Origin of the sequence: Bradyrhizobium sp. S3.2.6, from assembly GCF_040546885.1 — a bacterium.
In the GTDB taxonomy this organism is placed as follows: Bacteria; Pseudomonadota; Alphaproteobacteria; order Rhizobiales; family Xanthobacteraceae; genus Bradyrhizobium; species Bradyrhizobium cytisi.
On the sequence record NZ_JBEPOS010000008.1, the window covers coordinates 205,994 to 227,022 of the forward strand.

At 64.0% G+C, this 21,029-nt stretch carries 19 protein-coding genes; 1 reads left to right on the forward strand and 18 read right to left on the reverse strand.

All coding sequences use genetic code 11. The features are described 5' to 3' along the window. Nucleotides 1-139 precede the first annotated feature (139 nt). The 17 genes from ABID58_RS17460 to ABID58_RS17540 form a co-directional block, all read right to left on the reverse strand. Nucleotides 140-1,144: an ABC transporter substrate-binding protein gene (locus ABID58_RS17460; protein ID WP_354033525.1), complete on the reverse strand. Its 1,005-nt coding sequence runs from the start codon at nt 1,142-1,144 to the stop codon at nt 140-142. After that, nucleotides 1,141-3,243 carry an adenylate/guanylate cyclase domain-containing protein gene (locus tag ABID58_RS17465; protein WP_354033526.1) on the reverse strand — a complete coding sequence of 701 codons (2,103 nt, stop codon included), beginning with the start codon at nt 3,241-3,243 and terminating at the stop codon, nt 1,141-1,143. The genes ABID58_RS17460 and ABID58_RS17465 overlap by 4 nt, the downstream gene beginning before the upstream one ends. Before the next feature lie 22 nt (nt 3,244-3,265). Further along, a complete protein-coding gene (locus ABID58_RS17470) occupies nt 3,266-4,264 on the reverse strand; it encodes a SphA family protein (protein ID WP_502916417.1) in 999 nt (332 codons plus the stop codon). Nucleotides 4,265-4,301: 37 nt separating this feature from the next. Further along, on the reverse strand, nt 4,302-5,243 hold the full coding sequence (locus tag ABID58_RS17475; protein WP_148748846.1) for an HlyD family secretion protein: 942 nt from the start codon (nt 5,241-5,243) through the stop codon (nt 4,302-4,304). Continuing rightward, entirely contained in the window at nt 5,243-5,482 is a 240-nt protein-coding gene (locus tag ABID58_RS17480) for a DUF3302 domain-containing protein (RefSeq protein ID WP_148748847.1), read from the reverse strand. The genes ABID58_RS17475 and ABID58_RS17480 overlap by 1 nt, the downstream gene beginning before the upstream one ends. A 10-nt stretch (nt 5,483-5,492) precedes the next feature. Beyond that, nucleotides 5,493-6,530: a DUF1254 domain-containing protein gene (locus ABID58_RS17485; protein ID WP_354033528.1), complete on the reverse strand. Its 1,038-nt coding sequence runs from the start codon at nt 6,528-6,530 to the stop codon at nt 5,493-5,495. Nucleotides 6,531-6,544: 14 nt separating this feature from the next. Continuing rightward, nucleotides 6,545-7,951, reverse strand: coding sequence for a DUF1254 domain-containing protein (locus tag ABID58_RS17490; protein ID WP_354033574.1), 1,407 nt, complete (start codon nt 7,949-7,951; stop codon nt 6,545-6,547). Between the two features lie 17 nt (nt 7,952-7,968). Continuing rightward, complete coding sequence (locus ABID58_RS17495) at nt 7,969-8,478, reverse strand: hypothetical protein (protein WP_354033529.1); 510 nt, start codon at nt 8,476-8,478, stop codon at nt 7,969-7,971. Nucleotides 8,479-8,536: 58 nt separating this feature from the next. Then, nucleotides 8,537-9,547: an HAD family hydrolase gene (locus tag ABID58_RS17500; protein ID WP_354033575.1), complete on the reverse strand. Its 1,011-nt coding sequence runs from the start codon at nt 9,545-9,547 to the stop codon at nt 8,537-8,539. Between the two features lie 28 nt (nt 9,548-9,575). Continuing rightward, a complete protein-coding gene (locus tag ABID58_RS17505; protein ID WP_502916413.1) occupies nt 9,576-11,195 on the reverse strand; it encodes an arylsulfatase in 1,620 nt (539 codons plus the stop codon). A gap of 143 nt (nt 11,196-11,338) precedes the next feature. After that, entirely contained in the window at nt 11,339-12,736 is a 1,398-nt protein-coding gene (locus ABID58_RS17510; RefSeq protein ID WP_354033531.1) for a BatD family protein, read from the reverse strand. Then, entirely contained in the window at nt 12,733-14,256 is a 1,524-nt protein-coding gene (locus ABID58_RS17515; RefSeq protein ID WP_354033532.1) for a VWA domain-containing protein, read from the reverse strand. The genes ABID58_RS17510 and ABID58_RS17515 overlap by 4 nt, the downstream gene beginning before the upstream one ends. Next, nucleotides 14,249-15,247, reverse strand: coding sequence for a VWA domain-containing protein (locus ABID58_RS17520; RefSeq protein WP_354033533.1), 999 nt, complete (start codon nt 15,245-15,247; stop codon nt 14,249-14,251). Before ABID58_RS17520 ends, ABID58_RS17515 begins: the two co-directional genes overlap by 8 nt. Continuing rightward, nucleotides 15,240-15,710: a DUF4381 domain-containing protein gene (locus ABID58_RS17525; protein WP_354033534.1), complete on the reverse strand. Its 471-nt coding sequence runs from the start codon at nt 15,708-15,710 to the stop codon at nt 15,240-15,242. Before ABID58_RS17525 ends, ABID58_RS17520 begins: the two co-directional genes overlap by 8 nt. Before the next feature lie 37 nt (nt 15,711-15,747). Then, a complete protein-coding gene (locus ABID58_RS17530; RefSeq protein WP_354033535.1) occupies nt 15,748-16,725 on the reverse strand; it encodes a DUF58 domain-containing protein in 978 nt (325 codons plus the stop codon). Nucleotides 16,726-16,732: 7 nt separating this feature from the next. Then, a complete protein-coding gene (locus ABID58_RS17535; RefSeq protein WP_246230153.1) occupies nt 16,733-17,728 on the reverse strand; it encodes an AAA family ATPase in 996 nt (331 codons plus the stop codon). Between the two features lie 242 nt (nt 17,729-17,970). Beyond that, nucleotides 17,971-18,978 (reverse strand): formylglycine-generating enzyme family protein, encoded by a 1,008-nt coding sequence (locus tag ABID58_RS17540; protein ID WP_354033536.1) that lies wholly within the window; start codon nt 18,976-18,978, stop codon nt 17,971-17,973. A 502-nt stretch (nt 18,979-19,480) separates the two neighbouring features. On the opposite strand from ABID58_RS17540, the gene ABID58_RS17545 reads away from it, so the two are divergent. Continuing rightward, nucleotides 19,481-20,467: a helix-turn-helix domain-containing protein gene (locus ABID58_RS17545; RefSeq protein WP_354033537.1), complete on the forward strand. Its 987-nt coding sequence runs from the start codon at nt 19,481-19,483 to the stop codon at nt 20,465-20,467. On the opposite strand, the gene ABID58_RS17550 is transcribed toward ABID58_RS17545, so the two are convergent. Then, a complete protein-coding gene (locus tag ABID58_RS17550) occupies nt 20,464-20,961 on the reverse strand; it encodes a bleomycin resistance protein (RefSeq protein WP_354033538.1) in 498 nt (165 codons plus the stop codon). The two genes, ABID58_RS17545 and ABID58_RS17550, sit on opposite strands and share 4 nt — an antisense overlap. Nucleotides 20,962-21,029 lie beyond the last annotated feature (68 nt).

The following is a 21,029-nucleotide window of genomic DNA, read 5'->3' on the forward strand; positions in this document are numbered from 1 at the left end:
TATTCCGTTTGGCTCGAACGAATGATGGTACGCCGCGCCCGAATATCGCTATTCGCGTTGCCGCGCATCAGCATGACGGCTTCAACAGGGATGGATCGACGTCGAGGCGGTGGTGGCCGGGCTTGTCTTGAGCGCGCCTCTATCCGGCGGCCGCCAGGTAAAGCTGTGTGTCGAAGTAATCGGACGCGTGCAGCGCGCCAGTGACGCCGGCGTCCGTCATGAAAAAATCGCTGACCTCCTGCAACCATTTTACCACGGTGCCGTCAGCATAGAGCCGCCGCCATTCGCGCGCGGAGTAGAGTTTTTGCGCCTTGAGGGCTTCTGCGATGTCGGCAGGGCGCGAGGGCTTGTAGTGAGCCTGGAGCGCCTCCGCGGCCGCCGCAGGGTTCCGCACCATGTGGTCGTTCGCACCGATCCAGCCGCGGATGATCCGGCTCAGCACGTCCCTGTTCCCGGCATAATAGTCCGTCCGCGCCGCCCAGCCGCCGAGCACGGCGGATTGCGGATAAAAGGCGGAGGCATCGACCAGCTTCACGGCGTCGGGCAGCGCCTCGCGGACGGCGACATTGAATGGCACCCACAGTGCGATGGCCGGCACCTCGCCGGCAATGAACGCCTTGACGGCATCCGGCATGCTGGCGTTGACGATCTTCACCTCGGACGGGGCGATGTTGTTGGCGCGCAGCGCGCGGTCGAGAAAGATGTGCGCCGTGGTCTTCATGGTCGTCGCGATCCGCTTGCCCCTGAGATCGGCCAGCTTGTTCACCCCCAGCGACGGCCGGACCCAGAGCTGCGCGGTGGCGACCTCGATGTCATTGATGAGAAAGCCTCGGCCGCGGCCGAGCGCCAAGTAGTTGGAGATGACGCCGCCAGCCGAGGCGACGTCGAGCTCGTCCCGCATCATCGCCTCGAACACTTCGGGGCCGGTGTTGAATTCGTGCAGCTCGAAATCGATGCCCTCCCTGGCGAACGAGCCGCGATCGATGCCGGTCCAGATGTGCCCGTCCACGGCGACGACATGGACATAACCGAGCCGGACTTTTGCGCGGGCCTGCGCGATGGCGGGCGCGCGGAGCGCCGCAGCCACCGTCAGCGCAGCGCCATGGCGCAGCAGTTGCCGACGGCTGACTAGGCGAGCGCTCATGCCGCAGCTCCCTTATTCCCGGCCGCCGCGCGAAGACGCTGGGCGTGAAACTGCGCGATGCCATCCTTGGGATAGTCGAGCAGGAAGCCGGAGAGGCGGACCAGCGTGGTGTCGGCCGCACCGTCTTGCGCAATCGCTGCAAAAACCTCGTCCCAGCGCTGGCACATGATGATCTCGGCCTCATTGGCCTGCGCCAATTCGCCGCGCAGCTCGCTGACCGCGATCGGCTCGGCAAATCCCTTCGGCGTGATGCTGTCGACGCTGCGGAACAGGAACGCATGGCCCGCTCGCGCACGCACCACTGCGCTGACCAGCACGCGCGTGCCGTAGTTCTTGTTTAGGCCTTCCAGCCGGGAGGCCAGGTTGACGGTGGCGCCGAGCGCGGTGTAGTTCATCCGATCGCTGGAGCCGACATTGCCAACCACGGCGTCGCCGACATGCAGGCCGTACCGCGTCTCATAAGGCGGCCAGCCCTCCCGTCGAAACTCCTTGTTGAGGGCCTCGTTCGCCGCAAGGCAGGCGAGAACGGCGCGGCAGGCGTCGACCGTATGATCGGGATCGTCCGCCGGCGCATTCCAGAGCGCCATCACGGCGTCGCCGATATATTTGTCGACCGTGCCCTGGTGCCGCATGATCTCGTCCGAGAGCGCGGCGAAATAGCGCGAGGTGAAAATCATCACCTGCGACGGGTCAGCCCGCTCCGTCTTGGCGGTGAAGTCGGCGACGTCAGTGAACAGCACGGTGACCTCACGCCTGCTACCGCCGAGGCGGAGCGACGAGCCGGTCTCGATCAGCTGCCGCACGATCGGGCGCGGAATGAAGCTTGCAAAGCTGCTGACCACGCTGCGCATGGTGAAGACCGAGCGGCCGAGCTCCTCGATCTCGGCGATGGCGGAATGAATGCGCGGCCGTTCCGCGATATCGAAGCGCTGGATCGCGTCGGTTTCCTCGGCCAGCTTGCGCAGCGGCCGCGCCATCAGCGACCCCAGCCAGAATGCGAACGGCAGCGTGGCGCCGACGAAGGCCAGCGCCAGCGCGAACAGCGTGCGGCGCTCGTTGATGATCCGGGCGTAGAATTCGTCGAGCGGCGCGATCATCGCGAGCCGGACATTGGCCGAGCCGGCGGTATCGAGCCGGTGGACCGCCGCGATATAGGTCCGGCCGGCGTCGTCGTCGAAGAATTGTTGCGCCGGCCCGCCATCGCGCCAGGAGCGCATGATCGGGAGCAGCGCGGGCAGCTTGAGCGCACCGATTTGCGGCAGGCCATCCTGCCGCTCCGGGATCTCCGCCATCAGGCGGCTCATCTCGGGATGGCCGACGATGCGCTCGGCAGCGTTGAACAGGAAGGCGAGCCCGGATCGGCCGAGCTTCTGCTGCGCCAGCATGTCCTCGAACCGGTTCAGCAGGATGTCGCCGGCGACGACGCCACGGCGGCCCTCCTTCAGCGGCGTCCGCAGCGTGTAGCCGGGCTCGCCCGTGGCGTAGAAGACGTAAGGCCCCGTCAGCAGCGTCTTGTCGTTCTTGAACGCTTCGACATACCAGGGCCGTTGCCGCGGGTCGTAGCCGGTGGGCCCGGCGACCTCCGCGACCTGGATGATGTTTTCCGACAGATATTGCGTGACCGGTGCGCTGCCGGTCGTGCGCGAGATCACGACCAGCCGGAACGCCGCATCCTGATCGACCTTCAGGCCCGTCCGGAACTCCGGCCTGGCGCGATCGATCACGTCCATCTCGATGAACGAGCCGTCCTCGTAGCCGACATAGAGATTGAAGAGCTGCGGGTTGTTGCGCAGCATCGCCGCCATCAGGCTGTACAACCGCGAATTCTCCGCGATATCGGCTTCCTGGATCGACGGCAGGGCGGAGAGAATGTCGAGATTGTCGCGGACATGCTTGAACTGCTCGTCGACGTGATCGGCACCCAACTGTGCCACCTTCTCGATGAAGCCGCTCGCCGCCGTCCGCGTGATCGAGGTCACGCGCTCGAAGCTGAGATAGACCAGCGTCAGGCCCACGAGCAGCACGACGCCAACGAACACCGTGATGATCGATGTCCGGAAGCCGATGCGAAGTGTGCCTCTGATCCAATCTCCTTCCATCAGAGCGTCCTGAACGCCTCCTCTAGTATTTGCGCACGATCGGCTTTGCGGAGGCCGGCTCCGGCGCCGCGGGCGAGATCGCGAACGTCACCCAGGTGTTCCAGCCCGATGGGCGGTTCTCCGCAGCGAACTCCCAATAGCCCTTCAGGTTGAGGTAGCCCTGCATGTCGCCGACCGGAAACAGGAAGCCGGCCTGCGGCCCGACGCCGGCGACACGCGAACGGAAACCGCCAAGCGCCGGCGGTGCCCCAAAATCGTCGGTCACCTGCTGGAAGTAGTAACCGACCAGCCCGAGCTGAACTTGCTTGGTGACGAAATGCGAAGCGCCCCAGTCGAGATGGAAGTCCATTCCGTTCTGGTATTGCGTGTCGGTGTTCTTGAAATTGTAGGTGAGGCCCGCGACCCAGGAGAATTCGTTGCCGGTCTGGGGATTGAAGTAGGTGTAGCCGCCGCCGAAATCGATCGCGCCGTGGCCGATGCCGAGATTGGCAAGCCGGGACGAATTGTAGGCGCCGATGGGAATGTCGCCCATGCCGTAGACCATGAGATTGTTGACGCCCATGTTCCACTTCAGCGCGACCTCCGGGATGACATCGCCGAAGGCGACGAGATCCTGGGTGCGATTGATCCCGATGGTGTTGCCGAGCGGTCCCGTCAGCGACAGCGCCGCCGAGGCTTCATTCCTGCCACCGACACCCAGCACGCTGACGGAGAGCTGCGCGCCCAGGACGGGTGTGGCGAACACGTAGGTCGGCCCGAAAAGGGCGATATCGCCCTTGCCGCTGATGCCGACGTCGACGCGGCCGCCACGCGGAAACTGCTGGCCCGCGCCGGAGCTGACGTCGGTATGATAGTAGACTGTCGCCCACGACCATCCCGGCGTGCCGGGCGCGGCGGCGAGGCTGCCGAAATTACCCGGCAGCCAGAAGCTGATGCCGCCTTCATCGGCGAGCGCGGGCTGCGCCGCGAAAACCGTTACCGCCAGCACGACCGCAAGCGCGCCTTTCCGAAAATTCTTCATCATGTCGCATGTCCCCATCGTCTTCATCGTTGTGCCTTCAGAACGGATTGACGTAGTTCAGGATCGCAAGCTGCCGCAGGATCACGCGGCGGACGACGTGAGTCGGCTTGACGTGATCGGTGTAGATCGCCGCTGTCCCGGCGCTGCCGGCCGGCAGGCGCCGGGCGAATTCGGCGTCGTCGAGCCTGACGCGGACGACGAAGGGCGCGGCCTCGATTGCCTTCGGCATCACGGCGGAGCCCGAGGTCTGCGTTTGCCCGGGCGCGATCGCCTGGAGCACGCTCTCGACCTTGCCGGCAAAAATCTGGCCGGGCGCGAACTTGAACGTCGCCTCGACCTGCTGGCCGGGCGCGACGTAGCGCGCGTCGATCTGGTTGATCTCGACGCCGATGATGGTCGAGGAGGTATCGATGAAGGCCATCACCGGCGACAACGGCAAGGTGCCGACGCGCGCGCCCTTGCGCAGCGCGAGGTTGGTGACGTAACCGTCGGCAGGCGCGCGCACGATTGTCTTGTCGAGATTCCATTGCGCGGCCTCGAGCTGGCCCGAGAGTTGGTCCGCCTCCGACTGGCGCTGCTCGACGTCGAAGCCGCGGCCAGCGTCACGTTCGTAAAGCTGTGTCATCTGGCCGAGGCGCGTTTTGGCGAGCTTGAACTGCGCGTCGATTGCCTTGACTTGCGCCGCATAGGGCGTCGGGTCGATCTTGAACAACACGTCGCCGGACTTCAGCGGCGCGTTGGCGACCACAGGAACATCCGTCACTTCACCCGCGACGTCTGGCACGATCGAGACCGCGTTGCGCACGACCAGTGCGCTGCCTTGCGGCGCGCCCCATCCCATCGGGACCAGCAGCCCGAACATCACCAGCACCAGAACGATGAACGGCGAAACTTTCCAGAACAGATTGAAAGGCACCACCTTGAAATGAACCAGCAGGAACAGCAGCAAGAGATAGATGTTGAGGATCGCGACGGCCATCACGCGTCTCCGCTCTTGCGCGAGGGCACGTCGACATAGGCCCAGATGAAGGCGAGGGGCCACAGCGCGAAGCCGAAGAACAGCGTGATCCAGCCGGCGACCGTCACGGCCTGCGCATGGGGATGGCCGCGCGATTTCGCGATATGCCCGGGCAGCCAGCCGGCGATGCAGACCACGCCGATCGCGCTCACGAGCAAGATCACGAGCACGATCCAGGCGAAGATATCATAGCCGCTCATGGTTGATCCTCTAGCTGGCCGGCTGCGGCTCCGGGAATTTCCATTTGCCGTTCAGGATTTCGGTCCGCGGACGATAGAGCCGCACGGTGTAGTTCCAGCCCTTCATGATAGGCAGACAGTTCTGAACCTTGCCGTCGCAGCCGCCGAACTGAACGGCGATCGAGCCATCGGCGCTTTTCTTGCCGGTGATGCTGTTGATCGAGTAGGCGTCGTACGAATTCTTCTCGTAGTACCCCTCGGCATTGTAGAGGCTGACGGACCAGAACCCGTCGACCGGAACATTCTTCACGTCGAGCTTGTAGACCGTCGTGCCGTCGTTCTTCGCCGGCGTGACGTTGAGATAGATTGCATCCTTGTCGGGATTGCCACCCCAGGCCGCCGCTGATCCGATCAGGTGCCGGATGGGATCGACTTCGGCCTTGGTGCCGAACGCTTTCTTGAAGTCCGGAATGGTCGAGCCGAGCACCAGGAGTGCGTCGCGCACTTTCTTCTGGCTGGCCTGGTCCCAGTCCGGCGCCTCGAACGCGCCGGCAGCCTTCTGGGTGACCGTGATGGCGTCCTGGAGTCGGTGAACCGTTTCGATATCTTTCGGGTCGGCCGGGTCGACCAGCGTCCGGATCGCGACGGCGACATAGCGCGTGCCGACCTTGTCTTTCGAGAGCGTATGGCTGCCCTTGCCGTAGACGACCTCCGGCACATAGTGATCCTCATTGATGACCTGCATCGACATGAAGCGTTTGCCCGTGTCAGGCAGCGTGATCGTCACAGGCCCTGCATCGAGATCGAAAACGGCCGACGAATAGAGAGTATCGCGGTTGAGCCGGATCACAGTCTGCTTGTCGATCGCCGCCGGCTCGCGGCGGTGCAGAACCTTCCCGATTCCGCCGCTGTCCTTCAATATCCCGCGGAAATACAAATCGCTTTCGGCGCGGACAAAATTGTCGACGGTGATGGGGATCGTTTCCGGCGTGGGCGTCGCTGCGAACGCGACCGTACCGGTCACGGCGAACGAGACGAATGACAGGGGCAGGGTTGATTTCATTTTCATGATGTGACGTTCCCTCAATTCACCCGCTGCAGCGGCGGCGCCTTCCATTTCCCGTCGAGTGCCGCCGGTTTGGGCCAATACAGCCGCATGACCGCGAGGAAAGGTCCCTTCGGCGCGGGCAGCCAGTTTGATTCCTTGTCCGCGCCCGGCGACTCGTTCTGGACGTACAGCGTGATGCCGCCGTCGGCGTCGCGCTTGAGCGACGGCAGCATCGACGAATTGATCAGGTAGCGGTTGAGCGGATTGGCAAACAGCAGGCTCGCCGGCAGTTCGTACATCGTCAGCGACCAGAACGCATTGACCGGCGGCAGCTGGTTTGGCGCGAAGCGCAGCGTATAGCTGTGGCTGCCGTCCAGCTTCTGCTTGTCAGCATCGACAAAATAGGCCGGATAGTAGGCCTCCTGCTTCGAATTGCCGTAGATGCCGAGCACGGCGGCGGACATGCGGCTCATGTAATTGTTCTTCAGAAAGGCACGCGTTCCAAAGCTGTCCGCACTTGAAACCTTGCCCGTGTCCACCTCCGTTTCCTTGTGGACCTTGAACGCGGCCCAGGCATCGGCCATGCCGTCCTGCAACGCCTTCTGCATGTCCGGAGACAACGCGTCGGAATCGAAGAGTTTACCCGCGCCGACGCCGATCCGGGCAAAGCGCGCCATCAGAGCCTTCTCGGACGGATGCGTTGGGCAGAACTGGAGAATGAAGTTCAGTTCCGAGAAGAATTGGAGCGAGGTTCGCTCCTGGTCGGTCCCGATCGGCTTGAAGAAATCGATCGCCGGCGCGGCCGGCGGCGCAGGCTTGCCAAGGAACGCCGAGAGCGGTTCGATCTTGTAGCCGGCTTGAATGTTCTTGACGTTGTCGATGTCGCCGGGATTGAAAAGCTGTGTACGGTAGAGCACGAACGCGAATTCCGTTTCGGACGGGATCACCGCCTTGATGCCTTTCGGCTTCTCACCTTTCCATTTGGGTCCGGCGAGCAGATAGCTGCCGGCACCGTTGCCTGTGGCTCGGCTTCCCACGTAGGCAAAATTGAACGTGTACATGTCGATGAACTGCAAAGAGTAGTAACGCCCTTTCTCAACTTCCGGCACTGTGAGGACGACAGGCTCCGCGCGCAGATCGACCCCGACATAGGAATACGGCGTATCGGAATTGGGGGTCTGGATAGCCTTGTCTTCTGGCGTGTAGACACGCGCGTTATTGAAGATATGATTCCACGGCGCCTTGAATTCAGGGCTGCCGCGGTCGACGAAATAGGCGTACTGGACGCGGTAATTGTCCACGAGCGGGAAGCCGTAGATCGTGGCCTCCCTGGCGATTGCACGCGCCTCACTCGGAGCGACCGTCTGGGCCTGAGCCGGTGCGCCGGGCGTCAGGAGTAACACTGAGCCAACGGCTGCGGCAGCGATATGCTTCGTCACCATCACGGTCCTGCTTGCAATCACTGGCAGTAATCCCAGAACCCTTGGGTCCGGGACGGATCGGTGTAGTACCAGCACATCCCCGGCGCGGGTGCCGCGCCGGCCCAGGCAGCAGCCGTGGCCGCTGAGACGAAACCGATCGCCGCACTGGCGGCGATCGCACCGCCTCGCGGCCAGTAATAGCGGCCGGGCCGCGCCCATCCACCGCGTCCGGCCACTGCCGTGGTGCGATGAACCGCGACGTTGCCGCGTGGTCCTCGCACGACGGTGCCGCCGCGATAGGCGGCGCCGCGCGGGCCGACCGCCGCGCCGCCGCGATGGACCACGGCTCCGCCGCGCGGCCCCACGGCCGCGCCGCCACGTCGGCCGGCAGCGCGCACCTCGACGAGGTCGGATGGTCCAGTTGCGCCCTGCTGGATCGCCGCCGGCTGAAGCGGCGCCGCCGATACCGGCCCTATCGGGAGAGAAACGCTGGTTGCCAATGCCAGCAAGCAGCCCGTCAGCCGAAAAGTGCGGATGTGTCTAGACATGTTCGTGCCTCCATAGTTTTTGCTTCGTTGATGAAATGTCCCGCCGCAATTGTCCCGGTCATTGCGACGCTCCCGTGCCGCCGCGCTCGAACGCGAACACCGTCTTCCAGTCCTTCGCCATATCGACCACGGTCCAGCCGTGCTGCACGGCGTCGTCCCAGGCCTTGTCGAGCTTTCCGATCCTGGACTGCCGGTCGTAGGCATATTCGCGGGCCGCGTCGGTGTGATGGACGATCCCGAGGAAGCGCGCGCCGGGGCCGGCCGCCACCCACTGCAGCATCTGGTGGTCGCCGTCCGAATTGCCGAAGGCGAGGATCGGGCGGCGGCCGATGAAGCGGTTGATGCCGGACGGCTTGCCGGGGCCATCGTCGATGAACTCGACCTTCGGCAATTTCATCAGGACAGGTTTGCCGTCGGCGCCAATCCTGAACTGCGTGACGCCGGAGGAGCCGACCACCTGTTCCGGCGGGATGCCGTAGGCTTTGTCCGCCCACACCCGCATGAATTCAACGCCGCCGCCGGAGACGATGAAGGTCTTGAATCCATTCGCGCGCAGATAGGCGAGCAGCTCCACCATCGGCTGGTAGACGAGCTCGTTGTAGGGACGGTTGAATCTGGGGTGCCGGGCGCGGGCGAGCCAATCGGCGACCGACTGCGCGTAGACGTCCGTCGTCATGCCGCTATGGGCGGCGGCGGCCAGCAACAGCATTCCTTTCTCGCCTTGCGCCGCCAGCGTCTCCTTGTCGTGCGACAGGAACGCTTTGAACGGCTGCTGCTGCTTCCATTCGGGATGTTGCGGCGCCATCGCCTTGACCTGGTCGAGGGCAAAGGCGAGCTGGAAATAGACCGGCTGCTCGCACCACAATGTGCCGTCATTGTCGAACACGGCGATGCGCTCGGCGGACGGCACGAAGTCCGCGCCGCCCTGCGATGTGACGCGTGCGACGAAATCGGCGATCGCCGTCTTCGTCGCACCGCCGTTCCAGGACGGCAAGGGGTCGGCCGGCTGCGCCACCGCAATCGAGACGGTGGCGAGACATGCAAGCAGCACGGCGTAGAACCGGACCATCACGGGCACTTGTCCTCCTGTTCCCTAGCTATTGCGGTTTGAGCGACTCAAGCTCGTTGAGCCGCTTCAGCGCCGCCTGCTGCCGGAGCAGTCCGTAGTTGATGCCGCCCGCGTTCAGCGAACCGCCTTCCTGATACGGAAACTGGTCGAAATCGGAGAAGAACTCCTTGATTTTTCCCTGTACCGGCACGAGCAGCCATATATTCCGGCCAAGGAATTCCATGGCTCCTCCTCCCTCTTCCAGACCTCTCTCGTACGGATCCATGCGAAGGTTGGTGATCAGCGACCAGGCGGTGACCTCCCGTGTGCCGGTCGCGATGTTTCCCTTCGACGATGCGAAGCTCAGCTTCCAGTCGTTCCACCTGATGGCATTGAGGTTGCCGCCCTGATCGAAGTAGTAGATCGCGTCGCGCGGCGGCTGCGCGGCATCGCCCTTGAAGAACGGCATGAAGTTGTAGCCGTCGAGATGAACCTTGAAATTCTTTCCGCCGGCACCGGCAAAGCCGGTCTTCATCTTCTCCTTGACGTCAGGTATTCCGGCTGCTGCGCACAGGGTCGGGAACCAGTCGATCAGCGAGATGATCTCGTTGTACTGGGTGCCCGGCTTCACCACGCCCGGCCAGCGGACCATCATCGGAATGCGCATGCCGCCTTCCCATGTGGTGCCCTTCTCTCCGTGGAAGGGTGTCATGGCTCCGTCGGGCCACAGCGCGATCTCGGCGCCGTTGTCGGTGGTGTAGAGGACGATGGTATTGTCGGCGATGCCGAGATCGTCGAGCTGCTTGAGCAACTCTCCCACCATGCCGTCGTGCTCCAGCATGCCGTCGGCGTGGATGCCCTTGCCGGTCTTGCCGAGCGACTCCTTCTTCAGATGCGTGAAGATGTGCATGCGGGTGGAATTGAACCAGACGAAAAATGGCTTGTCCGCTCTGGCTTGTCGCCCAATGAAGTCCTTGGCGGCTCCCAGAAATTCCTCGTCGACCGTGGGCATCCGCGCCGTGTTCAGCGGACCGGTGTCCTCGATCTTCCCGTCCGCGGATGCCTTGATGACGCCGCGCGGACCGTACTGCTTCCGGAAGTTCGGATCCTTCGGATAGAAGTAGCCTTCCGGCTCCTCCTCGGCATTGAGGTGGTAGAGATTTCCGAAGAACTCATCGAAGCCGTGCTTGGTCGGCAGATGCTCGTCGCGGTCGCCGAGATGGTTCTTGCCGAACTGTCCGGTGGCATAGCCCTGGGTCTTCATGGCGTCGGCGATCGTCGGCATCCAGTCCTGGATGCCGTGGGGATCGCCGGGCATGCCGATGGTGAGAAGGCCGGTCCGGAACGGCTCCTGACCGAGAATGAAGGAGGCACGGCCGGCGGTGCAGCTTTGCTGGCCGTAGGCGTCGGTGAAGATGGCGCCTTCGCGTGCGATGCGGTCGATGTTGGGTGTGCGATATCCCATCATGCCCATCGTGTAGGCGCTGATCTGGGGGATGCCGATGTCGTCGCCGAAGATGACGAGAATATTCGGTTTGCGGCCCGGGGCAGGCGACGCGGCCGGAGCCGCAGAGGGAGCGGCCTTCTGAGCTTGCGCGAATGCCTGCGAGGTCAATGTCGCCGCCGCGACAATTGATGACGAGCCGAGCAGTATGGCCCGACGGTTCATGGCTGAGTTATCGCTGCAAGGGGATCCGGCGACGCCGTCTTTATTTGTCTCGTTGCGCATTCGACGCTCCTTTGGTCTGCAAGTGTTGTTCGCTCTGGCTTCCGAGTCTTGCGTTCTGCTTGATCAGTCTCCGTAGGCTTCAGTCATCTGGCAGGCCTTCTGCCGCCATGGGCCGGAGCCTTCGAGGCCCCGACTGGATTGAGGGTTTGCGGTAGACGCGCGCTTTTGCGGCGGTGGGTTCGCAGTCGCAGCCTGCGGCGGGCAACGGTGACGTGGCGCAGCAGCTGGCGTGGCGACCAGCGGTGCGAATCGTGCTGTCTTGCGAACAGTTCGTGCTCGATGGCGCCGATCTGACCGTCCAGGGCAGGATCGCATGCGACGGACTTGAAGGCGCTGATCGTATTCCGGGAGGAGGTGGCCTCAAGACGTGGCAGCCAGTCAAGCAATGCGAAGTACGCGGTGCTTGCGTCTCGATGACGAACGGCGCGGCGAAGCCGGTCGAACGCAAACGCTTCGGATTGCCGATAGGCCTCCCGCCGGCGACGATGATAATCCGCAGCTCGCCGCGCCATGCCGGGTGCGAACCAGCCAAGTGCGACAGCAATGAGGGTCGCGACCAGCACAGATGGCCAGTGATCCGCAATGAGGCCGACAAGGCCGCTCCACGTCCGGCCCACGTCGGACCCGTCGATGGGCACCGTACCTCCTGCCGGATCGGCAATGACCTTCAGCGGCACGGCATCGAGATGAACCTGCTGGACCTTGCCGTCGCCGGTGTTCCACCAGCCGATATCGATCGCGGGCAGGGAATAGTCGCCGGGGCGTTCCAGCATGTAGGTCGCGGAATCAACGCGGGTCGAGCTCATGACGTCGGTGCGACCCTCCGTCTTGTCCGCGAGGGCGGGTTGCGCGGGATAGAGCTTGAGACCATCGACGTCGGCGAACGGCTGCGGGGGCAGCAGCATCGCGGGCGTCCCTTCGGCCGCGATCGTCACAGTCCGCGTGACGGCATCGCCTGGCTTGAGCTGATCCGACGAGCGCTTGATCGTTTGCTCGGCGTTCAGCCGGGTCGCCGACAGAAAAGGCCGAAGCTCGGCCGCGGCATCCGGAATAAAGGCCTCAAACGAAACGCGCGCCAGCACGATGTCGACTTCGCGCGTCGCCGGAGGCTCGGCAGCATACTTGACGTGGACCTTCTGGTCCGAAACAGCATAGGAGCCCGGCTCCTGCGGGTAGATGGCATATTCAAAGCGCACGCCGGCATAGAACGCACCGTCGCGCTGCTCGTTGGTGTTGACGCTCTGCAGCTGCCGGGTCACGGCGTTGCGCAGCTGGAAGCCGGGCAATTCGGGCGGCGACGTCATGTAGTTCGGCGCCAGCACAATGACGTGAAGCGTCGCTTGCTGCCCGACCACCACGCGCGGCGGATCGATGGTCACCTGCACCCTCGGCGCGGGCGTGACGGGCTGTTGCGGCCGCCCGGATTGCGGCGGCAGCGCGACCGCGGGCAGCAACGCGATGGCAGCGAGCCAATGTCTCATCGCGACGCTCCCCCTTGGGCCGGCGCGACCGCCTGGATCGCGAATTTCAGCTTGAGGAAGTCTGCGGGCGAGGTCTGGACCTGGCGCATCCAGGCTTCGGCCGCGCCTGCGGTGGTGACGTCCTGCGGTGTGACCTTGATCGTCTTGCCGCCTTTCTGCTTGGGGTCGACGCGCATCTCGTCGGCTTTTTGGTCGGGCGCCGCGCTATCGTCCTGCTCCTGCTTGCGACGCTTCGCTTCCTGGGCGTCCAGCGCGGCCTGCACGATTGCGCGATTGGTCTTGGCGGCGAGATGGCCCGGCTGGACCTTCAGCACATCGTCATAGGCCTTGATCGCCTTCTCGAAGGCATGGTTCTGGGCCTGCGCGTTGCCGAGCGCGAAGGTGCCCTCCAGCGTCTCGACCCGCGAAAATTCCTGCGCGGCCACGATGAAGTCGTAGGCGCGGTATGCTGAGATGCCCCGCCACATCGGGTCGGCGAACAGATTTGCCGCGGCACGATAGTCGCCCCGGTCGAACGCGAGCCGGCCCTGCTGATCCGGAGTCAGCCAGAGATTAGCAAGGCGCGACGTCTCCTCGGCCCTCGATGGTCCCGCGTGTGCCACGATGAGGAGGGCAACAACCCACGCGACCGTCGTGCCGCGCCGAAACCAGAGCAGGCTCAGCAGCGCGAGCGGCAGCAGCAGCCAGAAGCCCTCGTCCTGCCATCGCGTACCGAACGCATCGCCCTCGGCAGCCTGGAAACGCGTCTCGATCCGGCGCTCAAGCCGCAGAATGTCCTCACCGTCGACACTGACCCGAACGACGTCGCTTCCCAATGGCTCGGACGTTGCGCTCGCGGTCACGGCGAGCATCACCAGATTGTTTCGCCCGGCCGCCTGCCGGATCGGCGCGGCGTCGGCAGCGCCGAGGTCGTCGGCGACCACCAGGATCGTGCCGGCGACTGGCTCCGTTGCGAGGGATTGTGCAGCCAGGGCAACCGCACTCGTCACGTTCTTGCCGTCCGACGGCATCAATCCCGGCGTCAGCGCGGCGAGAAACGGCGCGATCACGGAGCGGTCGTCGGTCAGCGGCATGACCAGATGCGCGGTTCCGGCATAGGCGATGAGCCCGGTCCTGGCGCCGGCGCGCGCCGCAAGGAGATCGCCGATCTTCTGCTTGGCGCGTTCGAGGCGCGAAGGCGCGACGTCGCTCTCGCTCATCGACGACCCGGCCGCGAGCGCGATCATCAGCGGCGCCTTGTCTTCGACAAAGGGCGGCAATTCGCGCCGCCAGGTGGGGCCGGACAGCGCGATCGTGCCGAGCACCATTGCGGCGGCCACGAGATAAAGCGCGTTGACGCTGCGTCCCCGGCCGGGCTGCACGATCAGATGGTCAAGCAGGTGCGGCGCAATGACGCCGCCCCATTGCGCCCGCGCGTTCTGCCGCCACAGCAACAGCGCGAACACGGCCGCAACCGGGATCAGCGCGACAAGCCACAGCGGGCGCAGCAGATGGAAGGATATGGTGGCGGCATCATGCATGGCTGACGATCTTCATGCGATGCCATTCGCTTCCGAGCAGAAGCGTGAGCCACAGCAACAGGCCGAGGACGACGGCGGCGCCGAGCGGCCATTGAAACAGCGGCAATTTCGGGCGCCATGACAGCGTATCGAGCTTTGCCGGGGCGAGCTGGTCGATGTCGGCATAGATTGCCTGCAACTGCGCACCGTCCTCGGCGCGGAAGAAGTGACCGCCGGTCGTGCTTGCAACGGATTGCAGGACGCCGAGATCGACGCGATTTTCGCCCGAAGCTGCGGGATCGCCGACGCCGATCGTGTAGACGGCGACATCGTTCTGGTGCGCGATATCGGCAGCGTGTTCGGGCGGCACCCGGCTGGCCGTATCGTTGCCGTCGGTCAGCAGGATCAGGAGCTTCTGTTTCGCCGTGCTGGTCGCAAAGGTCTTGATGGCAAGCCCGATGGTGTCGCCGATCGCGGTCTGCTGGCCGGCCATTCCGACTGCGGTCTGGTCGAGCAATTGCTGCGCGGTCTGGAGGTCCTGGGTGAACGGCACCTGCACGTAGGCCCTGGTGCCGAACAGGATCAGCGCAACGCGGTCGCCCTTGCGGCGGGCGATGAAATCCTTGATGACGCGCTTGACGCCATCGAGCCGCGTCAGCGTCGTACCGTCCGGCGTCTTGAAGTCGCGCTGGTCCATCGATCCCGATATGTCGATCGCCAGGATCAGATCGCGCGCGGACACCTCTCGCGTCACGGGATCACCGACCCATTGCGGCCTTGCGAGCGCTATGACCAGCAGGATCCAGATCGCCGCCGCCACGATCATCTGCAAGGCGCGACGCTCCAGCACCACGGCGCCCCGCTGCGGGGTCTGTCCGGTCGCGGCCGCCAGCCGTTCGAAGAACGGCACCTGGACCGAAGCCTGCCGCGCCCGATATGGCGGCAACAGCCACCATACGAGGATCGGCAGCGGCAGCAGCAGGAACAGCCAGGGCCAGGCGAATTCAAGCATGGTGCCTCCTGATCCAGCTGCGGACGAGCTCGACGAGCGATTTCAGGTCGGCATCATCCGGCGAGATTTGGCGATAGGGGCCGCTGACAAGCAAACGACCGATTCCTTGCGAGAACTCGTCTCCGCCATAGCTCCGGTCGAGGAAAGAGAGCCAGGCCGGGCCGATCAGTGGCGCGACCTGCTCCCGAGGAAAGGCCGCGAGCGCCGTGCGCCGGACCAGCAGGGCCAGCCGTGTCAGCAGTTCTCCTCGTGCCGAGGGGCTCGCGCGCCTGATCGCGGTCAACTCGGCGATCGCCTCGCGCCGATAACGATTGCCGCGCCGATGGTGCACGAGGCGCCACGCCGCAGCGGTCACGACCGCCAGGACCAGGATGATTGCGATCCGCGCTTCCCAGGTCTGCGGCCACAGGCTCACCTCGCGCGGCAACGGGATGTCGATGAGGCCGGCGACCGGATCGGGCATGGCGGGTTGAACTTTTGCCAAGGATTCAGCCAGGTGTTCAGCCAAGGGTCGCCTCCGTCCTGTGGCTACCGCCGCGACCGTGCCTGGCCGGCATCGCGCCAAGGAGGCGACGGAGCTGCATGGCGGTATCCTCCGCGGCGTTCAGCGGCAGCACGGGAATGCCGAGCTCGTGCGTCCAGGCGAAGACACGCTTCAGGCGCTCCTCGGTCGCCTGCGAGATGTTCTTGCGCACGCTGTCGCGTCCGACATCGAGCCTGATCTGCAACTCGCCGTCAGTCACCGTCATGCTGGCCGAGGGCGGAAGGTCGCTTTGCAGGGGATCGTGAACCAGCAGGGCGACGACGTCGTTGTGAAGGGCCATCGCGCCGATCTTCTTGCGCGTCGCATCGTCGGCGCCGTCGAAATCGCTGATGATGACCACGACCGTATCGTGCAGCGCGCGGCGCAGAGCGTGCTCCAGCGCCGTGTTGAGCATGGCCGGCGCGGAGACGAGACCGCGACCGACGCCCAACGCCTGGTTTTGCGCAACGATGGCTGAGAAGATCTGGAGCACGTTGGCCCGGCTGCGCCGTGGGTTCACCTCCACGAGATCGCGGTCACCGAAGATGATTGCTCCGATCCGGTCCCCGACACCAAGCACCCGCCACGCGCCGATCGCCGCAGCCTGTGCCGCGGTCACCGATTTCATCGCGAGCCGGCTGCCGAAGAACATCGACAGGCGCTGGTCGACCACGAGGATCGTCTGCCGATCGCGCTCCTCGTTGAAAACCCTGATGTGTGGCTTCTGGAGCCGTGCCGTCACCTTCCAGTCGATCGAACGGACGTCGTCGCCGGCGCGATAGTCCCGGATCTCCTCAAAATTGAGCCCGCGTCCGCGCATGCGCGACGCGAAGCGACCGGACAACAGGCTGTGCACCGGTTGGCGCGGCAGGAACGAGACCTTGCGTCCGCGATATTCGAGCGCGATCAGGTCGTCGAGACTGACATAGACACCGGGCGAGTTGGCTGATGTCATGACGGCCTCACGCTGCAGCGACAAGTTCGGTGATCTTGTCGATCACCTGGTCGGGCGTCACGCCCTGCGACACTGCCTCGTAGCTGAGGATCAAGCGATGCCGCAGGCAGTCATGGACCACCGCGCGTACGTGGTCGGGTGTCACGAACTCGTATTCATCGAGCCAGGCCCGTGCACGGGCACAGCGATCGAGCGCGAGGCTGCCACGCGGACTGGCGCCGACCTGGATCCATTTGGCGAGCGGATCGCCGTAGCGGTCCGGAAACCGCGTCGCGTAGATCACATCCACCACATACTTCTGGGCAAGATCGGAGACGAATATCCCATCGATTTCGCCGCGCGCGTCCAGGATTGCTTGTTGCGGGATCGGCGGCAGCTCCGCGGCGCGGTCCTTCGGCTTCTGCGCGTTCTCCGCGCGATTGAGCTTGATGATCTCGCCTTCGACGGCCTCGTCCGGATACGTGATGACGACATGCATCAGGAAGCGGTCGAGCTGGGCCTCCGGCAGCGAATACGTGCCCTCCTGTTCGATCGGGTTCTCGGTCGCAAGCACCATGAACAGGTCGGGCATCTTGTAGGTCTTGCCGGCGACGGTAACCTGACGCTCTTCCATCGCTTCGAGCAGCGCGGATTGCACCTTTGCCGGCGCGCGGTTGATTTCGTCGGCGAGCAAGAGGTTGGCGAAGATCGGTCCCTTCTGAAACTCGAATTGCCCGCCCTTGTCGGTCTGGACATAGATCTCCGCGCCGGTCACGTCCGACGGCAGCAGGTCGGGCGTGAATTGCACGCGCGACAGATCCGCCGCGAGATGCTTGGCGAGCGTCTTGACCGCGCGGGTCTTGGCAAGGCCCGGCAGGCTCTCGATCAGAAGATTGCCGTTGGCGAGCAGCCCGATCAGCATGCTCTCCACCAGATGATCCTGACCGAGCACCGACTTTCCGATCCGTGTCCTGAGATCCAGCAGGCCTTCGCGCGCCGACGACGTCCCGGCACCTTGAGACACTGGAGCCGCCATGCGTTTGCTTGGGCTTCCGTCCGGCATGGAAATCTCACTCACCTTGCGAGACGTTCGCATCCCGCGAACGTCGACTTGTTCACGACCACGCATGATGGCGCGGCATTCATGTCGGGTCTCGGTGCCTCACTTGTTGGGGTTGGCCGCGTAGATTTTGTCCATGGCGTCGCCGATGGTGAAGCTCGCCGCCTTGGCACATGGCGGGAAATTCCTGAAGCTTTCCGGCACTCCTATCCTGCGGACGGTGATCTCGCTGAATCAGGATCGGCCGCTCGCACCACGCATCGGAATCCGACGTGACTGGTCGATGTGTCGACCGGCTCCGCATGGCGTGCGGCGGGGCGGTAGCGGCGGCAGTAATTCGGCGCACAAAGATGTGATCCGCCCTTCAACACCTTGCGGGGAATCCTGATGTCGGGGAGGCGAGGGTCGTAACTTGCGTCCTCACCGCCGCCGCGGGGATTTTTGGGGATGCAGCAGGGTTTTGCGGCGTCGGCGGCGTGCTTTGCCGTCCACCAGTCGGAGGTCCATTCCCAGACGTTTCCGATCATGTCGTAGAGGCCGTAGCCGTTCGGCGGGAAGGCCATGACCGGGGAGGTACGCTCGTAACCATCCTCGCCGAGATTCTGGGCGGGGAAGCTTCCCTGCCAGATGTTGGCCATGTGCTTGCCGCCCGGCATCAGCGCATCGCCCCATGCAAACTCTTCGCCGTCGAGGCCGCCGCGCGCGGCGAACTCCCATTCGGCTTCGGTCGGCAGATCCTTGCCGGCCCAGCGCGCATAGGCCGCTGCATCACTGTAGGAGATGTGCACGACCGGATGGTCGTCGAGACCCCTGATGTTGCTGCCGGGGCCGTAGGGATGGCGCCAGTTGGCGCCCCGCAGGAGGGACCACCATTGGCTCCAGTCGGTGAGATCGGTGATGCGGGGCAGGGGCGAGAACACCAGCGATCCCGCATAGAGCATCTCTTTCAGCGCGCCGGGATAGTTCCTGGGATCAGGAACGATCTGCGCCTCAGTGACATGGCCGGTCGCGTTGACGAATTGCTTGAACTGCCGGTTGGTGACCGGCGTACGGTCGATCCAGAAGCTGTCGACGAAGACGCGATGGCTCGGCGCCTCCTCGGGATAATGATGGTCGGACCCCATGCGAAAGGTTCCGCCGGGAATAAAGACCATCTCGCCGGTCTTCACATCATCCGGCAACCACTCGCAGTGATCGAGATCCGCGCGCAACATGGTGGTACTCCGATACGCGTATTCCACCCGATGCTACGGCGAAGACCTTGGCAGAGGTCGTCGACGGCCCATTGCCCGGTACGCTGGACGCATTGTCCGGTCCCTCTTTCTTGGCGCTTGGAGGAGAGGACGACGCTTCATTGCGTCGACATCTTTTTCCCCTCGCGCGCACGCTTTCGAGCAGGCGGCAAAACCCTGCCGCGTGCGCTCTGCCATCCGCAGAGCGCTTTGGGTCGATACCGCTGAGGTTGCAAACGGTATCCGAAGATTGGACGGCTGTGATGTGCAGTTTGTGCCAGTACGCAGGAGCACTGGGTGAGACCAAACGACCCACGTCGCAAACCACTGAAATTAAGCCGAAATGCAGTCAAATTTGCCTGCTGGATTTCGATAGCGTTTGTCTCAAAACGCGAAGGCAGATTGTCGCACCCGCCTCGCGTTGTGGTGGCACTTTGTTGCGACCTGCCGCAGAATTGTCGCGCTTCAGCAACAGGGTACAACCATGGGGCAATTCCTTCTGGTTGATTCGAGAAAGCTGGACGGTTTCGAAGGACTTCGTCAGGCCGTTCACGGCTCGCATGTCGATGTGATGCAGCTCGGCCGCGGGCGGCTGCGCGGAACGTTGTCGCATATCGGCATCGACGATTTTTCGCTGAGCATCGGCACCTTCAACGTCGGCATGCGCACGCAGCGTGTTTCCAGCGACGACAAACTGATCATCGGGATGCTTCTCGCAGCCGAAGATCGTGTCGCGCACTGGTCGTTCGACATGCAGCTCAACGACGTGCTCGTGATTCCGCCGCTGCTGGAGCATGACGGGGTTTTTCACGGCGCGTCCGCTTACGCAGCGATGCGCTTCGACATCAACGAGGTCGCTTCGCTATTTGGCGGCGAGCCGCGGTTGAGCGACCCCGATACCTGGCGCAGCCGCGGCCATTTCCGCGCGGACCTCGAAACCGGCGCAATAGCGTCACGCAGCCTTGTTCGGATCATGTCGCATCTGCGGACCCAGAAGTCCGGCCTGACGCCATCGACCGCCGATTTCTGGAAACGATCGATCGTCGAATGCATCGCCGCCAACGTCATGTCCTCGCTGCCGACCGACGACAATGGCTCGCTGCCTTCGGCAAGACGGCTGATCCGCAGAGCCGAGGAATATCTCGACGAGGCTGGCACCCGCCCGGTGCACGTGTCGGAAGTCTGCGCTGCGCTGGGCGTCGCGCGGCGTACTCTGCATCGCGCTTTTCATGAAGTATTTGGCCTCGGACCGGTCAGCTTCCTCAGGCACAAGCGGCTCTGCGCCGTTCATTCCATCCTGCAGCAGAGCGCACCTGGCTCGACCACCGTGGCGGCCGTCGCGATGGAGCAGGGGTTTTACGAGCTCGGCCGGTTCTCGCGATACTATCTTGCGATGTTCGGCGAACGTCCGTCGCAGACGCTTGGAGTTGCAACGTTGCACACGGCCGGGAACGATACCGCTAGCGCCTAGCGCTGCGCGGATGACGATGGCGCGCGTGTCCCTAAGCGTTCGACGAGGCGGATCAAATAGCCATCGGGATCCTGGACCAGGAATTCACGCTGCCCGACGTCCCGGTCACCGACCCGATACCAGACCTCGTTCGGCGGCTCGTAGAGCTGCCATTTCGCTCCATCGAGCGCGCTCAGGATCGGATCGATGCCGTCGACAACCATCTGAAAATTGATGCCGCGTCCAAATGGCCGCTGCATCTCGGCCGTCTCCCAGCGTCCGTTCAGCTCGCACAGCATCACTTGCAAGCGGCCCCTGACGAGATAAGCAAACCGGGCGCCAGGACGATCATAGGCGATGTCGAACCCGAGCAGGTCTCGCCAGAACGACAGGCTAGCCTGGATGTTCGAGACGCTGAGTTCTGGCACCAGATCGGCAAAGCCGTCGCGCGGTGCGCTTCCCGTGCTGTCGGAGGCGGCGCGGGCGACGGGGTCGGAAAGGGGAGGTTTGGACATTGTCGCTTCCATGGTTGCTTCGCCATTCGTCACTTGGCCTTGTCGCGTGCCCTCGGCTCTTAGATGTA

Excerpts from the sequence above, each read along its gene's own strand:
- ABID58_RS17460 (WP_354033525.1), bottom strand. The coding sequence starts at position 1,144 with ATGAGCGCTCGCCTAGTCAGCCGTCGGCAACTGCTGCGCCATGGCGCT.
- ABID58_RS17465 (WP_354033526.1), bottom strand. The coding sequence starts at position 3,243 with ATGGAAGGAGATTGGATCAGAGGCACACTTCGCATCGGCTTCCGGACA.
- ABID58_RS17470 (WP_502916417.1), bottom strand. The coding sequence starts at position 4,264 with ATGAAGAATTTTCGGAAAGGCGCGCTTGCGGTCGTGCTGGCGGTAACG.
- ABID58_RS17475 (WP_148748846.1), bottom strand. The coding sequence starts at position 5,243 with ATGGCCGTCGCGATCCTCAACATCTATCTCTTGCTGCTGTTCCTGCTG.
- ABID58_RS17480 (WP_148748847.1), bottom strand. The coding sequence starts at position 5,482 with ATGAGCGGCTATGATATCTTCGCCTGGATCGTGCTCGTGATCTTGCTC.
- ABID58_RS17485 (WP_354033528.1), bottom strand. The coding sequence starts at position 6,530 with ATGAAAATGAAATCAACCCTGCCCCTGTCATTCGTCTCGTTCGCCGTG.
- ABID58_RS17490 (WP_354033574.1), bottom strand. The coding sequence starts at position 7,951 with ATGGTGACGAAGCATATCGCTGCCGCAGCCGTTGGCTCAGTGTTACTC.
- ABID58_RS17495 (WP_354033529.1), bottom strand. The coding sequence starts at position 8,478 with ATGTCTAGACACATCCGCACTTTTCGGCTGACGGGCTGCTTGCTGGCA.
- ABID58_RS17500 (WP_354033575.1), bottom strand. The coding sequence starts at position 9,547 with ATGGTCCGGTTCTACGCCGTGCTGCTTGCATGTCTCGCCACCGTCTCG.
- ABID58_RS17505 (WP_502916413.1), bottom strand. The coding sequence starts at position 11,195 with ATGAACCGTCGGGCCATACTGCTCGGCTCGTCATCAATTGTCGCGGCG.
- ABID58_RS17510 (WP_354033531.1), bottom strand. The coding sequence starts at position 12,736 with ATGAGACATTGGCTCGCTGCCATCGCGTTGCTGCCCGCGGTCGCGCTG.
- ABID58_RS17515 (WP_354033532.1), bottom strand. The coding sequence starts at position 14,256 with ATGCATGATGCCGCCACCATATCCTTCCATCTGCTGCGCCCGCTGTGG.
- ABID58_RS17520 (WP_354033533.1), bottom strand. The coding sequence starts at position 15,247 with ATGCTTGAATTCGCCTGGCCCTGGCTGTTCCTGCTGCTGCCGCTGCCG.
- ABID58_RS17525 (WP_354033534.1), bottom strand. The coding sequence starts at position 15,710 with ATGCCCGATCCGGTCGCCGGCCTCATCGACATCCCGTTGCCGCGCGAG.
- ABID58_RS17530 (WP_354033535.1), bottom strand. The coding sequence starts at position 16,725 with ATGACATCAGCCAACTCGCCCGGTGTCTATGTCAGTCTCGACGACCTG.
- ABID58_RS17540 (WP_354033536.1), bottom strand. The coding sequence starts at position 18,978 with ATGTTGCGCGCGGATCTCGATCACTGCGAGTGGTTGCCGGATGATGTG.
- ABID58_RS17545 (WP_354033537.1), top strand. The coding sequence starts at position 19,481 with ATGGGGCAATTCCTTCTGGTTGATTCGAGAAAGCTGGACGGTTTCGAA.
- ABID58_RS17550 (WP_354033538.1), bottom strand. The coding sequence starts at position 20,961 with ATGTCCAAACCTCCCCTTTCCGACCCCGTCGCCCGCGCCGCCTCCGAC.